Annotated in this window: 13 protein-coding genes; 9 read left to right on the forward strand and 4 right to left on the reverse strand. The window is 72.4% G+C overall.

Translation table 11 applies throughout. The features are described 5' to 3' along the window. The first annotated feature begins 58 nt into the window (after positions 1 to 58). Positions 59 to 1,261: an SAM-dependent methyltransferase gene (locus AC068Z_RS09200; protein WP_478553870.1), complete on the forward strand. Its 1,203-nt coding sequence runs from the start codon at positions 59 to 61 to the stop codon at positions 1,259 to 1,261. Here AC068Z_RS09200 and AC068Z_RS09205 read toward each other — a convergent pair. Further along, positions 1,226 to 2,374 (reverse strand): NADH-quinone oxidoreductase subunit D, encoded by a 1,149-nt coding sequence (locus AC068Z_RS09205; RefSeq protein ID WP_478553872.1) that lies wholly within the window; start codon positions 2,372 to 2,374, stop codon positions 1,226 to 1,228. The two genes, AC068Z_RS09200 and AC068Z_RS09205, sit on opposite strands and share 36 nt — an antisense overlap. A 31-nt stretch (positions 2,375 to 2,405) precedes the next feature. Here AC068Z_RS09205 and AC068Z_RS09210 point away from each other — a divergent pair, with 31 nt between their 5' ends. Both AC068Z_RS09210 and AC068Z_RS09215 read left to right on the forward strand, forming a co-directional pair. Next, positions 2,406 to 2,936 (forward strand): PH domain-containing protein, encoded by a 531-nt coding sequence (locus tag AC068Z_RS09210; RefSeq protein WP_478553873.1) that lies wholly within the window; start codon positions 2,406 to 2,408, stop codon positions 2,934 to 2,936. Beyond that, positions 2,933 to 4,267: a PH domain-containing protein gene (locus AC068Z_RS09215; RefSeq protein ID WP_478553875.1), complete on the forward strand. Its 1,335-nt coding sequence runs from the start codon at positions 2,933 to 2,935 to the stop codon at positions 4,265 to 4,267. Before AC068Z_RS09210 ends, AC068Z_RS09215 begins: the two co-directional genes overlap by 4 nt. 108 nt (positions 4,268 to 4,375) lie before the next feature. Here the strand turns inward: AC068Z_RS09215 and AC068Z_RS09220 are convergent, their stop codons facing one another. Further along, complete coding sequence (locus AC068Z_RS09220) at positions 4,376 to 5,812, reverse strand: hypothetical protein (protein WP_478553877.1); 1,437 nt, start codon at positions 5,810 to 5,812, stop codon at positions 4,376 to 4,378. 484 nt (positions 5,813 to 6,296) lie between these two features. Between AC068Z_RS09220 and AC068Z_RS09225 the strand changes: the two genes are divergently transcribed. From AC068Z_RS09225 to AC068Z_RS09250, 6 genes are all read left to right on the forward strand, one after another. Next, entirely contained in the window at positions 6,297 to 7,907 is a 1,611-nt protein-coding gene (locus AC068Z_RS09225; RefSeq protein ID WP_478553879.1) for a phosphatidylglycerol lysyltransferase domain-containing protein, read from the forward strand. A 145-nt stretch (positions 7,908 to 8,052) separates the two neighbouring features. Then, positions 8,053 to 9,045 (forward strand): dihydropteroate synthase, encoded by a 993-nt coding sequence (gene folP, locus AC068Z_RS09230; RefSeq protein WP_478553881.1) that lies wholly within the window; start codon positions 8,053 to 8,055, stop codon positions 9,043 to 9,045. After that, entirely contained in the window at positions 9,042 to 9,542 is a 501-nt protein-coding gene (locus AC068Z_RS09235) for a nuclear transport factor 2 family protein (RefSeq protein WP_478553882.1), read from the forward strand. Before folP ends, AC068Z_RS09235 begins: the two co-directional genes overlap by 4 nt. A gap of 262 nt (positions 9,543 to 9,804) precedes the next feature. After that, positions 9,805 to 10,164, forward strand: coding sequence for a dihydroneopterin aldolase (gene folB / locus AC068Z_RS09240; protein ID WP_186283819.1), 360 nt, complete (start codon positions 9,805 to 9,807; stop codon positions 10,162 to 10,164). Continuing rightward, the gene (gene folK, locus AC068Z_RS09245; protein WP_478553885.1) at positions 10,161 to 10,772 is read left to right on the forward strand and encodes a 2-amino-4-hydroxy-6-hydroxymethyldihydropteridine diphosphokinase; all 612 of its coding nucleotides are present in this window, start codon (positions 10,161 to 10,163) and stop codon (positions 10,770 to 10,772) included. Before folB ends, folK begins: the two co-directional genes overlap by 4 nt. 61 nt (positions 10,773 to 10,833) lie before the next feature. Continuing rightward, positions 10,834 to 11,322 (forward strand): DUF3180 domain-containing protein, encoded by a 489-nt coding sequence (locus tag AC068Z_RS09250; protein ID WP_478553887.1) that lies wholly within the window; start codon positions 10,834 to 10,836, stop codon positions 11,320 to 11,322. 59 nt (positions 11,323 to 11,381) lie between these two features. On the opposite strand, the gene folE is transcribed toward AC068Z_RS09250, so the two are convergent. Both folE and ftsH read right to left on the reverse strand, forming a co-directional pair. After that, positions 11,382 to 11,987, reverse strand: coding sequence for a GTP cyclohydrolase I FolE (gene folE / locus AC068Z_RS09255; RefSeq protein ID WP_478553889.1), 606 nt, complete (start codon positions 11,985 to 11,987; stop codon positions 11,382 to 11,384). A 142-nt stretch (positions 11,988 to 12,129) separates the two neighbouring features. Next, entirely contained in the window at positions 12,130 to 14,169 is a 2,040-nt protein-coding gene (ftsH, locus tag AC068Z_RS09260) for an ATP-dependent zinc metalloprotease FtsH (RefSeq protein ID WP_478553891.1), read from the reverse strand. Positions 14,170 to 14,388 lie beyond the last annotated feature (219 nt).

Genomic DNA, 14,388 nt, shown 5'->3' on the forward strand with positions numbered 1-14,388 from the left:
GGGCGCGCGTACTCCCCAAGGTGGAGGCACCGTTCCCCAGTGCGCTTAGCCTGAGCCCGTGACGCGAGACGCTGGCGAGGAATGGCTGGGGTGGCGGGCGGCGGCTCAGGAGGCGCTGTACGGACCCCGTGGCTTCTACCGCGGGCCCGAGGGCCCGGCCGGACACTTCCGTACGTCCGTGCACGCCTCGCCCCTCTTCGCCGGGGCCGTGGCCCGGCTGCTGTGCCGGGTCGACGAGGCGCTGGGCCGCCCCGCGACGCTGGACTTCGTCGACATGGCCGCGGGCCGCGGCGAACTGGTCACCGGGGTCCTCGCCGCGCTCCCCGCGGACGTGGCCGCCCGCGCGCGGGGGTACGCCGTCGAACTCGCCGACCGCCCGCCCGGTCTCGATCACCGGATCGAGTGGCTGCCGGAACCGCCGCGCGGGGTCACGGGGCTGCTGTTCGCCAACGAGTGGCTCGACAACGTGCCCCTGGAGGTCGCCGAGGTCGACCCCGAGGGCGTCCCGCGCGTGGTCCTCGTACGGCGCGACGGGACCGAACGCCTCGGCGAACCGGTCACCGCCGCGGACGCCGAGTGGCTCGCGCGCTGGTGGCCGCTCGCGCCGGACGAGGGGCTGCGGGCCGAGATCGGGCGGCCCCGGGACGAGGCGTGGGCGGCCGCGGTCGCGTCCGTCGAACGGGGGCTCGCGGTCGCCGTGGACTACGCGCACGCGAGGGGCGCGCGCCCTCCGTTCGGGACGCTGACCGGCTTCCGGGAGGGGCGTGAGACGGCGCCCGTGCCGGACGGGTCGTGCGACGTCACGGCGCATGTGGCGCTGGACGCCTGTGCGCGGGCGGGTGTGGAGGGGGTCGTGGGGGCCAGTGTGGAGGGGGTTGTGGGGGCGGGCTTGGAGGGGGTTGTGGGGGCGGGTGCGGAAGGCGTCGTGGAGGCGGGTGCGGAAGGTGTCGTGGAGGCGGATGTGGAGGCGTGCGCGCCCGCGCGCGTGCTGCCGAGCGCGCGGCTGATCGCGCAGCGCGACGCCCTGCGCGCCTTGGGCGTCGCGGGCACGCGCCCCCCGCTCGCGCTCGCGACCACCCAACCCGCCGCCTACGTACGCGCCCTCGCGAGCGCCGGCGAGGCCGCCGAGCTCACCGCACCCGGCGGGCTCGGCGACTTCGGGTGGCTCCTCCAGCCCGTGGGGATGCCGGACGCGGCCCTCGCCGGGCCCGGCCCCCTCCGGGAGCTACTTGTCGATGTCCCCGACCACGAAGAACATTGACCCCAGGATCGCCACCATGTCCGCCACGAGGGTGCCCGGCAGCAGCTCCACCAGCGCCTGGATGTTGTTGTACGAGGCCGAGCGGAGCTTGAGCCGGTACGGGGTCTTCTCGCCCTTGCTGACGAGGTAGTAGCCGTTGATGCCGAGCGGGTTCTCGGTCCACGCGTAGGTGTGCCCCTCGGGCGCCTTGAGGACCTTGGGCAGCCGCTGGTTGATCGGCCCGGGCGCCAGCTCCGCGAGCCGGTCGAGGCAGGCGTCGGCGAGGTCGAGGGAGTTGTGGGTCTGCTCCAGCAGGCACTCGAACCGGGCGAGGCAGTCGCCCTCTTGGCGGGTCACCACCTTCAGGGTGTCCTGGAGCTCGCCGTACGCGAGGTACGGCTCATCGCGCCGCAGGTCGAAGTCCACGCCCGAGGCGCGCGCGATCGGCCCGCTCACGCCGTAGGCGTGCGCCGTCTCCGGCGCGAGGACTCCCACGTCCCGGGTGCGCCCGCGGAAGATCTCGTTGCCGACGACGAGGTCGTCGAACCGGTCCATGCGGGAGCGCACATCGGCCACCGCGGCACGCGCGCGTGCCATCCAGCCGGCGGGCAGGTCCTCCTTCAGGCCGCCCACGCGGTTGAACATGTAGTGCATCCGCCCGCCGGAGACCTCCTCCATCACGTGCTGGAGCTCCTCGCGCTCCGTGAAGGCGTAGAAGATCGGCGTGATCCCGCCCAGCTCCAGCGGGTACGACCCGAGGAACATCAGGTGATTGAGCACCCGGTTCAGCTCCGCGAGCAGCGTCCGCGTCCACACCGCGCGCTCGGGCACCTCCATGCCGAGCATGCGCTCCACGGCCAGGACGACGCCCAGCTCGTTGGAGAAGGCCGACAGCCAGTCGTGGCGGTTGGCCAGCATGATGATCTGGCGGTAGTCGCGCGCCTCGAACAGCTTCTCCGCGCCGCGGTGCATGTAGCCGATCACCGGCTCGGCGCTGGTGATGCGTTCGCCGTCCAGGACGAGCCGCAGGCGCAGCACGCCGTGCGTGGACGGGTGCTGGGGCCCGATGTTGAGCACCATGTCGGTGCTCTCCGCGGCTCCGCCGATACCGACCGTGGTCTCCGTCGTAGGCATGGACACAGTCTCTCCTACGTAGGCTGACCATATGGAGACGGGGAGCCGGGAAAACGCGGCGGATACCGGGCAAAGGGGCGCCGCGCCCGCCACGGAGCTCGAGCCGGAGTGGACCGGGCTGCCACCGGGGCTGTTGCGGATGCGGCGGCTGTTGCTGGTGGTGTGGCTGGGTCTGCTGACGATCGGCCTCGCCCTGCTGCTCGCGCTGCTCGCCGGCCCCGCCTGGACCGCCTTCGCGCTGCTGCCGGTGGCGGTGGCGGGGTGGGGCTGGGTGATGCTCGGCCGCAACTGGCGTTCCTGGCGCTACGCGGAGCGCGCCGACGACCTGCTGATCAGCCGGGGCGTGCTGTGGCGCGAGGAGACCGTCGTGCCGTACGGCCGCATGCAGCTTGTGGAGGTCACCTCCGGGCCCGTCGAGCGGCACTTCGGTCTGGCCAGCGTGCAGCTCCACACCGCGGCCGCCGCGACCGACGCCACCATCCCGGGCCTGGACCCGGCCGAGGCGGAGCGGCTGCGCGACCGGCTCACCGAGCTCGGCGAGGCCCGATCGGCGGGGCTGTGACGGCCTCGGAGGTGGACGACGCCGTCCGCGCGAAGCCGTCCGTCACCGAGCGGCGGCTGCACCCCGTGACGCCGCTCAGGCGGGCCTGGGCGCCGGTGGCCGTGGTCATCGGCTGGGCGGTGCACGACCCCGACCAGGCACAGCGCCAGCTGACCCGGCTGACGACGACCACCCTGCTGGCCGCGGGTGCCGCCGCCGTACTGGCCGCCGCCCTGTACGGCTTTCTCACCTGGTGGTTCACCCACTTCGCGGTGACCGACAGCGAACTGCGCATCCGCACCGGGCTGGTGTTCCGGCGCACCGCGCACATCCGGCTCGAACGCATCCAGGCCATCGACGTCACCCAGCCGCTCCTCGCGCGCGTGGCGGGCGTCGCCAAGCTGAAGCTCGACGTCGTCGGCACCGACAAGAAGGACGAGCTCGCCTTCCTGGACGCGGAGGAGGCGAGAGCGCTTCGCGCGGAACTCCTCGCGCGCGCCGCCGGGTTCGCGCCCGAGACGGCGCACGAAGTGGGCGAGGCTCCGGCGCGCGAGCTGATGCGCACGCCCCCTCGCGAGCTCGCGCTCTCCCTCGTGCTGACGGGCGCCACCTGGGGCACCCTGGCCGCCGCCCTCGTCGTACCGCCGCTGCTCTGGCTCGCCACCCACAGCGTGTGGACGGTCCTCGCCACCGCCCTTCCGCTGCTCGGCGCGGCGGGCGCGAACAGCGTGGGCCGGTTCGTCGCCGAGTACGACTGGACGGTGGCCGACTCCCCCGACGGACTGCGCATCGACCGCGGACTGCTGGACCGCGTGCACGAGACGGTGCCGCCGGGCCGGGTGCAGACGGTACGGGTCGTACGGCCGCTGCTGTGGCGGCGGCGCGGGTGGGTGCGGGTGGAGCTGGACGTGGCGGGGTCGTCGAACTCCGTCCTCGTGCCCGTCGCTCCGCGCGAGGTCGCCGAGGCCGTCATCGCGCGCGTGCTGCCCGGGGTGGCCGTACCGCGGGAGTCGGCGCTGTCCCGGCCGCCGCGGCGCGCGCGGTGGTGCGTACCGGTGTGGTGGCGGGGCTACGGACTGGTCGTCACCGACACGGTGTTCGCGGCGCACGAGGGGCTGTTGCGGCGGAGCCTGGCGCTGGTGCCGCACGCCAAGGTGCAGAGCGTCCGGCTGGCGCAGGGGCCCTGGAAGCGCGCTCTGGGGCTCGCGGCCGTCCATGTGGACACCGGGGCGAACAAGACCGTCACGGCCCGCCTGAGGGACGCTCAGGAGGCCGCGGAGCTGCTCCGCGCCCAGGCCGAGCGGTCACGGACGGGGCGGCGGGACGCGCGGCCGGACCGGTGGATGGCGTAGAGCCGGGTTTGTACCTGTGTGCGGGGCACCGTCAGCCGACGTGGACCTGACCCGCACGCGCGAAAGGGCCGGCCCTGAGGCCGGCCCTTGACGGACACCTTCCCGGCGTCAGGACACCGCGCTGCGCAGCCCCTGCACGTCGATCTGCTCCGTCTCGTCGTGCGCGGTCAGGTCGATGACCTGGCCGATGCCGCGGGACTCCGCGTCGGCCGGCTTGAACTCCGCCTCCGACTCGGCCTTGTGCAGGGCGAGCGCCTCCTGGCCGACGACGTCGGCGAGGTCCTCGTTCTGCACGGCCTCCAGGGCGGCGGGCGCCTCCTCCTTGTGCGTGCCGAAGAAGTCGAAGCCGCCCTCGACCATCGGGCGCCGCGCGGGCGAGGACGGTACGACGGCCACCGCGGTCGGCGCGACGAAGTGACCGGCGGGCTGCTGGGCGGGCAGGGCCGGCTTGCCCGGGGTGGCGGCGGCCGCGCGCACATGCTCCTGCCCGTCGACCGCCTCGGGCTTCCCCTGCGCCTCGTCCTCCTGCGCGACCGAACCGGCCTGTGCGACCCGGTCGTTCGAGGAGCCGTTGTGCTGCGCGGGCACGTCGATCCGCGCGTCGCCCTCGGACCTGGCCACGGCTTCGCCCTTGACCGGGCCCTCGGACTTCGGCGCCGCGTCACCCTTGTCGGGGCCGTCGCCGTTATCGGGACCGTCACCGTTGCCGGGGCCGTCGCCGTTGCCGGGGCCGTCGCCGGGGCCGTGGCCCTTTTCGGGCCGGTCATCGTTGTCGGAATCCTCGCCCTTGAGCTCGCCGTCCGCCTTCGGGGGCTCCTCCACGTCGAACTTGGACAGCGCCGCCCGCGCGCGCAGGAACAGCCTCGACCCCTCCGGCGAGAAGATCGCGGAAGTCAGCGGCTCCGGGGACTCCGGCTCGTCCTCGGCGGCCGGGGCTGCCACGGCCCCCGCCTCGTCCACGGCGTCACCCTGGACATGCGCGGCATCCTCGACGTTCGCGGCATCCTCGACGTCCGCGACATCCTCAACGTGCGCGGCCTCCGGAGCCGACGCGGCGACCGGCGCCGGCGGCAACGCGCGCGTGGGCTCGGCCGCTTCTATCTCCAGCAGACGGCGGCCCTCCAGGGCGGTCGCCCGCTCGGTCTCGGCGGTGGCGTACCGCCGCAGCAGCGCCGCGTGTTCGTTGCGCAGCCCCGCGAGCTCCGCGCGCTTGGCGCGCAGCCGCTGTTCCAGCTTGCCGCGCAGTTCGCGCGACTCGTCGAGGTCGGTCTCGAGTTCGGCGACCCGCTCCTCGAAGCGCCACTCGTCGCTCGCACGCGCGCGTGTCAGATCGGCGACCCGCTTGCCGGCCTGCGTGTCCCAGCGGCGCATGACGAACGCGCCCACGATCGCCGTCGCCGCGGCGGCCGCGGCCAGGCCCCGGAGCACCAACGGCTCCGAGAACACCCACGGGCCGAGCGCGCAGGCGGCGGATACGCCCGCGATGGCCGACGGGGGCAGCAGCCGGTGCAAGGGTGGGGAATGGCGGTGACGTCCACGTGGCATGGCCAGAAACTTACCGCGCGTAGGCGAATCTTGGTGCCCCGCCCCGTAAAAACACAGCCATCCCTAAGCCTTCACGGAATTACAGCCCTAACACCAAGATCATTTATTGAGCAGGCCCGCGCGCGGAAGGCTCCGTACGCCCGCGGCAGCCCGCGCGGGGACCCGACCGTACGCCCCTCAACCCCGCCCGGACGCCCGCTCGTCCACACCAAGACCGCCGAAGTCGTGTCCAGTCGTGTCCTTTCCTTGGAGTTTCCTTTCCCCGATTCCCTACGCGGGTCCGCACGGAAGTACCGGCATGCCGTTGCCGTCCGCCCCATGGATCACCTCCGCGGACTGGAACCCGCTTTGGCGAGGCGAGTGAACCTCTCCCCCCAAGACACCGTCCTAGAGGGCGCAATGTCGCCGGATGCCCGAATCGGCACCGGATCCAAGCTCTTTCGCGGAACTACGGGATGCGATGTCTGTCAGGCCGGATGAGGAAATGTCGGGTGAGGTTCCGCCACGACCGGGCCGCGCGCGCCGGCTCCTGCGCGGCCCGCGCCCCGAGGCGGTGCCCCTTCTCGTCGGCCGAGCCTGTGCCCTGGTGGGCCTTTTGGACATCGCCGCCGGCGTCCTCCCGCGCTTCCGGCACAGCCGGACGCACACCCTCGCCGAGGTGCTGCCCGGGGCGCTCGGCCCCATCGCGGCGGCCCTCTCGCTCAGCGCCGGCGTCCTGTTGCTGCTGCTCGCCCAGGGTCTCGAGCGCGGCAAGCGGCGGGCATGGCGGGCCGCGGTGGCCCTGCTTCCGGTCGGCGCCGTGGCCCAGTTCGCCTACCGCGGCTCGCTGCTGAGCGCGGTCATCCCACTCGTCCTGCTGACCGCCCTGCTGCGCCACCGCGGCCGATTCGCGGCGCTGCCCGACCCGCGCAGCCGCTGGCGGGCGCTGGCCAACTTCGTCCTCATGGGCGCCGGTTCACTCGCCCTCGGGCTCGTCGTCGTCAGCGCCCATCCCACAACCCTGATCGGCAACCCGAGCCTGGCCGACCGCATCACCCACGTGCTGTACGGCCTGTACGGCGTCGAGGGCCCGGTCGACTACCGGGGCGCCACGTCCTGGACCGTCGCCTGCTCGCTGGGCGCCCTCGGCCTGCTCACCGCCGTCACCACGATCTACCTCGCCCTTCGCCCCGAACGTCCGGCCGCGCGCCTCACGGAGGAGGACGAGGCCCGGCTGCGGGCCCTGTTGGAGAGGCACGGCGGGCAAGACTCCCTCAGCCACTTCGCGCCGCGCCGCGACAAGGCCGTCGTCTTCTCGCCCAGCGGCAAGGCGGCCGTGACCTACCGCGTCGTCTCCGGCGTGATGCTCGCCGACGGCGACCCCATCGGCGACGTGGCGGCCTGGCCGGGCGCCATCGAGCGCTTCATGGACGTCGCCAAGGCCCACTCCTGGACCCCCGCCGTCATGGGCTGCTCGGAGACCGGCGGCGAGGTCTGGATCCGCGAGACCGGCCTCGACGCCCTCGGACCGGGCGACGAGGCGGTGGTGGACGGCGCGGATTTCTCGCTCGCCGGCCGCGCGATGCGCACCGTGCGCCGGACGGTCAAGCGCATCGAGCGAGCCGGTTACGACACCCGGGTACGACGAGTCCGTGACCTCGACAGGACCGAGCCGGAACGCGTCCGCCGCGCCACCGAGGACCGGCGCGGCACCGACACCGAACGCCGCTTCCCCCTGGCCCTCGGCCGGACCGGCGACCCCTCCGACGGCGACTGCCTCATCGCCACCGTTCACAAGGCCGAAGCCGTCCCGGGCCCGCACGGCGACCTCAAGGCGATCCCCCACTCCGTGCCGTGGCGAGCCGACGCCGTCCCCCTGGACCTGATGCGCCGCGACCGCTCGGCCGACCCAGGCCTCAACGCACTCCTCGTCCTCCCCCTCCGCTCCGCCGACCTGCCCCGCATCGGCCTGGCCGCCCCACGGACGGAGGGCTTCGTCGGGCTGCCGCTCCCCCTTCCGCGCCGCCTGCGCCACCGCACCACCCCCGCGCGCCCCCGCGCCCACGCCACGACGGACACCACCGTCCGCACGCCGGACACCGTCCACGCGGTGTGACCCGGACAGGTCCGGGCGGAAGCCCTCTGCCCCCCAGCCCCTGGGGCTTCCGCCCGGGCCGCACCCCTCGGCGCCGACCCCACACGCCCGCCACCGCACACCACCGCACGTCCGGCCCGGCCCGCCCGGGGCCTACGCTGAACGTATGAGCAAGCAGAGCGGACGCGGGCGCGTGGCAGGCCTTCCTGAATGGGACCGCTGCGCGGTCATGGGGGTCGTGAACGTCACCCCCGACTCCTTCTCCGACGGCGGCCGCTGGTTCGACACCACCGCGGCGGTCAAGCACGGACTCGCCCTGGTCTCCGAGGGCGCGGACCTGGTCGACGTCGGCGGCGAGTCCACCCGTCCCGGCGCCACCCGCGTCGACGAGGCCGAGGAACTCAAGCGCGTCATCCCCGTCGTCCGCGGCCTCGCCTCCGAGGGCGTCACGATCTCCGTCGACACCATGCGCGCGTCCGTCGCCGAACAGGCCCTCGCGGCCGGCGCCGCGCTCGTCAACGACGTCAGCGGCGGCCTCGCGGACCCCGCGATGATCCCGGTCGTCGCGGACGCCGGCGCCCCTTTCGTCGTCATGCACTGGCGCGGCTTCCTCGAGGGAGGCAACGTCAAGGGCGTCTACGACGATGTCGTCACCGAAGTCGTCGACGAGCTGCACGCACGCGTGGAGGCCGTTCTGGCGGGCGGCATCGCCCCCGACCGCATCGTCGTCGATCCCGGCCTCGGCTTCTCCAAGGACGCCGAGCACGACCTCGTGCTGCTCGCCCACCTCGACCGGCTGCTCGGCCTCGGCCACCCGCTGCTCGTCGCCGCCTCCCGCAAGCGCTTCCTCGGCAGGGTCCTGGCGGGCCCGGAGGCCGCGCCGCCGCCCGCGCGCGAGCGCGACGCGGCCACGGCGGCGGTCTCCGCGCTCGCGGCGCACGCCGGAGCCTGGGCGGTGCGCGTGCACGAGGTCCACGCGACGGCGGACGCGGTGCGGGTCGCACGCGCCGTCCAGGGAGCGCGCGACACGGCTCGCACGCCGGGCGCACACGCCCTGGAGCAGGGATCGCGCGCTCATGCGCACGACCCCTCACCCGCCCCCGCGCCGGGCGCGCACACCCCCGAACGGGGTGCGCACTCCCCCGAAGGAGCCCGGTGAGCGCCCCACACACCGACGTCGAGCAGGTGGAAGCCGCCAACACCGCCTTCTACGAGGCACTGGAGCGCGGCGACTTCGAGGAGCTGTCCTCCCTCTGGCTCACCCCGGGCGACCTGGGCGTCGACGAGACGTATCACGACCCGGCCGACAGCGGCGTGATCTCCTGCGTCCACCCCGGCTGGCCGGTGCTGACCGGCCGCGGCGAGGTGCTGCGGTCGTACGCGCTGATCATGGCGAACACCGAGTACATCCAGTTCTTCCTCACCGACGTGCATGTCTCGGTCACCGGCGACACCGCGGTCGTGACCTGCACGGAGAACATCCTCAGCGGCGGCCCGGCCCCCGAGGGCGGTGAGGAGCTGGGCCCGCTCGTCGGCCAGCTGGTCGTCGCCACCAACGTGCTGCGCCGCACCCCGGCGGGGTGGAAGCTCTGGTCCCACCACGCCTCGCCGGTACTGGCCGAAACCGACGAGGAAGAGGGCGACGAGACCCCGTAGTAAGTGGGTAGGCGCACCTCAGGAACGCTCGGCGGGAGCAACAAGTGGTTGGAATCACGCCGCCCCGGGTAGGGGCGGCTACCAACCCGTGAGCCGCCGGGTTCCCCAGGGGAAACACGCGATGAACCCTCCTGGCCCCGGCGCGCTCCCAGCCCCCGTGGAACGGCCCTGTCAGTGCCCGCAGGTAGATTCGTCCGAGGCCGGTGTGCCGCCCGCACGCGGTACGGACCGGTCGCTACCGACGATTGCAGGAGTGATTCGCGTGGATCGTGTCGCGCTGAGCGGCCTGAAGGCCCGCGGGCACCACGGTGTGTTCCCCAAGGAGCGCGAGGAGGGCCAGACCTTCATCGTGGACCTCGTGCTGGGCCTGGACACCCGGCCGGCCGCAGCCGACGACGACCTGGCGAAGACCGTGCACTACGGCATCGTGGCCGAGGAAGTCGTGGCCGTCGTCGAGGGCGAGCCCGTCAACCTCATCGAAACCCTCGCCGAGCGCATCGCCCAGGCCTGTCTGAAGCACGAAGGGGTCCAGGAGGTCGAGGTCCGCGTCCACAAACCGGACGCGCCGATCACGGTCCCCTTCGACGACGTGACCGTCACCATCACCCGGAGCCGAGTATGACCGCGTTCTTCACCGAGGGTCACAGCGACCCGACCGTACAGCCGGTACCCGCCTCCGTCGTCGAGCAGGTCGACGCCGCCGACACCACCCTGCACAACCCGCAGCGAGCCGTGATCTCCCTCGGCTCCAACCTCGGCAACCGCCTGGAGACCCTCCAGGGCGCCATCGACGCGCTGGAGGACACGCCGGGGCTGCGCGTCAAGGGCGTCTCCCCGGTGTACGAGACGGAGCCGTGGGGAGTGGAGCCGGGCAGCCAGCCCTCCTACTTCAACGCGGTCGTGGTCCTCAAGACGACCCTGCCCCCGTCCTCGCTGCTGGAGCGGGCGCAGGCGGTCGAGGAGGCCTTCCACCGCGTCCGCGACGAGCGCTGGGGCCCGCGCACCCTCGACGTCGACATCGTGGCCTACGCGGACGTCGTCTCCGACGACCCGGCGCTGACCCTGCCCCACCCGCGCGCCCATGAGCGCGCCTTCGTCCTCGCCCCCTGGCACGACGTGGAGCCCGAGGCCCAGGTGCCCGGCCGGGGCCCGGTGGCCGACCTGCTCGGCACGGTCACCCGCGAAGGCGTGCGGCCCCGCCCGGACCTGGAACTCCGGCTGCCCGAGTAGTCGTTAAGGTCAAGAAGATCGGCCACAGTCCGTGGCGATCCGGGGGAGCTGAAGGGACACCGTGAGAGAGCTGCGCATCAGGGTGCTGGCCGGCGTGTTCGTCGTCGCCGGCATCCTGTCCTGGGCGGGCGCCCGCCTCTGGAACTCGATCGGGACCCTGCCGAGCGTCCCTCTGGCCGCCCCCATCGTCCTCGCCCTGATCGCCGCGGTGCTGCTGGCCACCGCGCTCTCGCTGCGCGCCCGTCTCAGGGCCCAGCGTGAGCGCCGCCCCGGCGCCAAGGGCGTGGACCCCCTGATGGCCGCCCGCGCGGTCGTCTTCGGCCAGGCCAGCGCCCTGGTCGCCGCCCTCGTCGCCGGCATGTACGGCGGCACCGGCGTCTTCCTGCTGGAGGTCCTGGACATCCCCGCCCGTCGCGACCAGGCCATCTACGCCGGCTTCTCGGTCGTGGCGGGCATCGCCGTCATAGCGGCGGCCATCTTCCTGGAGCGGGTCTGCAAGCTCCCGGAGGACGACGAGCACAACGGCGCGGGCACGGCCCCGACGACGTAAGCGGCGCGCGGCACCTTCGCGAGCGGGCCCAAGGCATCACCGCGAGCGGGCCCGAGCCCTCAGCGCGCCATGATCAGACTCATCGCCTCGTTGCGCGTGGCCGCGTCCCGCAGCTGGCCGCGCACCGCCGAGGTGATGGTCTTCGCGCCGGGCTTGCGGATGCCCCGCATCGACATGCACATGTGCTCGCACTCCACGACGACGATCACACCGCGCGGCTCCAGGATCTCCATCAGGGAGTCCGCGATCTGCGTGGTGAGTCGTTCCTGCACCTGCGGGCGGCGAGCGTAGACGTCGACGAGCCTGGCCAGCTTGGACAGCCCGGTGATCTTGCCGGTGGTGGCCGGAATGTAGCCGACGTGCGCCACGCCCCGGAACGGCACCAGATGATGCTCGCAGGTGCTGTACACCTCGATGTCCTTCACTAGCACCATCTCGTCGTGCCCGAGGTCGAACGTCGTCGTCAGCACGTCCTCCGGCTTCTGCCACAGGCCCGCGAATATCTCCTTGTACGCCCTGGCCACGCGCCCGGGCGTCTCGCGGAGCCCCTCGCGGTCCGGGTCCTCCCCGACCGCGATCAGCAGCTCGCGTACGGCGTTCTCGGCGCGCTTCTCGTCGAACTCGCCGATGCGGCCCTCGCCGTCCAGCGTCACGGGGTCGGTCATGTGGTGCCTCGTTCCTGTGCGGGTGGCGCGTGTGGGTCACGCGTCTGAACTGCGGACATACGACGATGCCGCGCCCCCCAGGCTAAAACCAGGGGGGCGCGGCATCCATTCCGGGCCCGGTGAGGTCACCGGGGCCGGGGTGTCAGCTCTCGGGACGCTCCTCGGGAGCGGGCTCCGCGGCCGGGGCGGGCTCGGTCACCGTCGACTTGGCGGTGGTGATCGCCGGGGTCGCGCCGTTGGCGCCGTTCGTCAGGGCGAGCTCCTTGGGGGAGAGCACCGGCGGACGGGTGGACGGCGTACGGCGGGAGGAGCCGGTCCAGGCGGGCCGCGGCGGACGCTTGACGATGGGGGCGAAGATCTCGGCGATCTCCTCCTTGCCCAGCGTCTCCCGCTCCAGCAGTGCCAGGACCAGGTTGTCGAGGACGTCGCGGTTCTCGACCAGGATCTCCCAGGCCTCGTTGTGCGCCGTCTCGATGAGCTTCTTGACCTCCTCGTCCACCAGCGCGGCGACCTCTTCCGAGTAGTCGCGCTGGTGAGCCATCTCACGGCCGAGGAAGGGCTCGGTGTTGTCGCCGCCGAACTTGATCGCGCCGAGCCGCTCGGTCATGCCGTACTGCGTGACCATCGCGCGGGCCGTGGCCGTGGCCTTCTCGATGTCGTTCGCGGCGCCCGTGGTCGGGTCGTGGAAGACCAGTTCCTCCGCCGCGCGGCCGCCCAGCATGTAGGCAAGCTGGTCCAGCATCTCGTTGCGGGTGGTGGAGTACTTGTCCTCGTCCGGCAGGACCATCGTGTAGCCGAGGGCGCGGCCCCGGGACAGGATCGTGATCTTGTGGACCGGGTCGGAGTTCGGGGAGGCCGCCGCGACCAGGGCGTGTCCGCCCTCGTGGTACGCGGTGATCTTCTTTTCCTTGTCCGACATGATCCGGGTCCGCTTCTGCGGGCCCGCCACGACGCGGTCGATGGCCTCGTCGAGCATGTGGTTGTCGATCAGCTTCTTGTCCGAGCGGGCCGTCAGCAGGGCGGCCTCGTTCAGGACGTTGGACAGATCGGCACCGGTGAAGCCCGGCGTACGGCGGGCGACCGCCGACAGGTCGACGTCCGGGGCGACCGGCTTGCCCTTCTGGTGGACCTTGAGGATCTCCAGACGGCCCTGCATGTCCGGGCGGTCGACCGCGATCTGGCGGTCGAAGCGGCCGGGGCGCAGGAGGGCCGGGTCGAGGATGTCGGGCCGGTTCGTGGCGGCGATCAGGATCACGCCACCCTTCACGTCGAAGCCGTCCATCTCGACGAGCAGCTGGTTCAGGGTCTGCTCGCGCTCGTCGTGACCGCCGCCGAGGCCGGCGCCGCGGTGGCGGCCGACCGCGTCGATCTCGTCGACGAAGACGATCGCCGGGGCGTTCGCCTTGGCCTGCTCGAACAGGTCACGGACTCGGGAGGCACCGACGCCGACGAACATCTCGACGAAGTCGGAACCGGAGATCGAGTAGAACGGCACCCCGGCCTCGCCCGCGACGGCGCGCGCGAGCAGGGTCTTGCCGGTGCCGGGAGGGCCGTACAGGAGTACGCCCTTGGGAATCTTGGCGCCGACGGCCTGGAACTTGGCGGGCTCCTGCAGGAACTCCTTGATCTCGTGGAGTTCCTCGACCGCCTCGTCCGATCCGGCGACGTCGGCGAACGTCGTCTTCGGGGTGTCCTTGGTGATCAGCTTGGCCTTGGACTTCCCGAAGTTCATGACTCGGGAGCCGCCGCCCTGCATCTGGTTCATCAGGAACAGGAAGACGACCACGATCAGAACGAAGGGGAGCAGCGAGAGCAGGATGCTCACGAAGGCGTTCTGCTTCGTCGGCGAGACCGTGTAGCCGTCCGGGATCTGCTTGTCCTGGAACTTGGTCTGCAGGGTGTTGGCGATGGTCACACCCTGGTCGCCGATGTAGCTCGCCTGGATCTTCGAGCTGTCCTCGATCTTTTCGCCGTCCTTGAGCTGGACCTTGATGGTCTGCTCGTCGCCGGTGGTCAGCTTGGCCGACTCGACCTTGTTGTCATTGATCGCCTGGACGACCTGGCCGGTGTCCACCGTCTTGTAGCCGCCGGACGAGCCGACGACCTGCATCAACACGACCACGGCAAGGACGGCCAGCACGATCCACATGACCGGCCCACGGAAGTATCGCTTCACGTCCATCCATACGGAGCGGTGCCGCCCCGTCCCTCCTGCCATAGTGAGTTTGATAAGACAGTTCTTCTGACGGTACCCCAGCATTGTGGCCCGAAGCCGCACGCAGCCACTCGGCCGGCTGGCATTCCCGTCTCTGCATGCTCCAACGGCGCGAACCGCGCCGGGGTTCCCGATCGTCCTACAAGCCTCGCCCTTGTGGCTCAGCGCCGGGCCGGGGCCCGGCCG

The organism is Streptomyces sp. NPDC043726 (assembly GCF_056436565.1).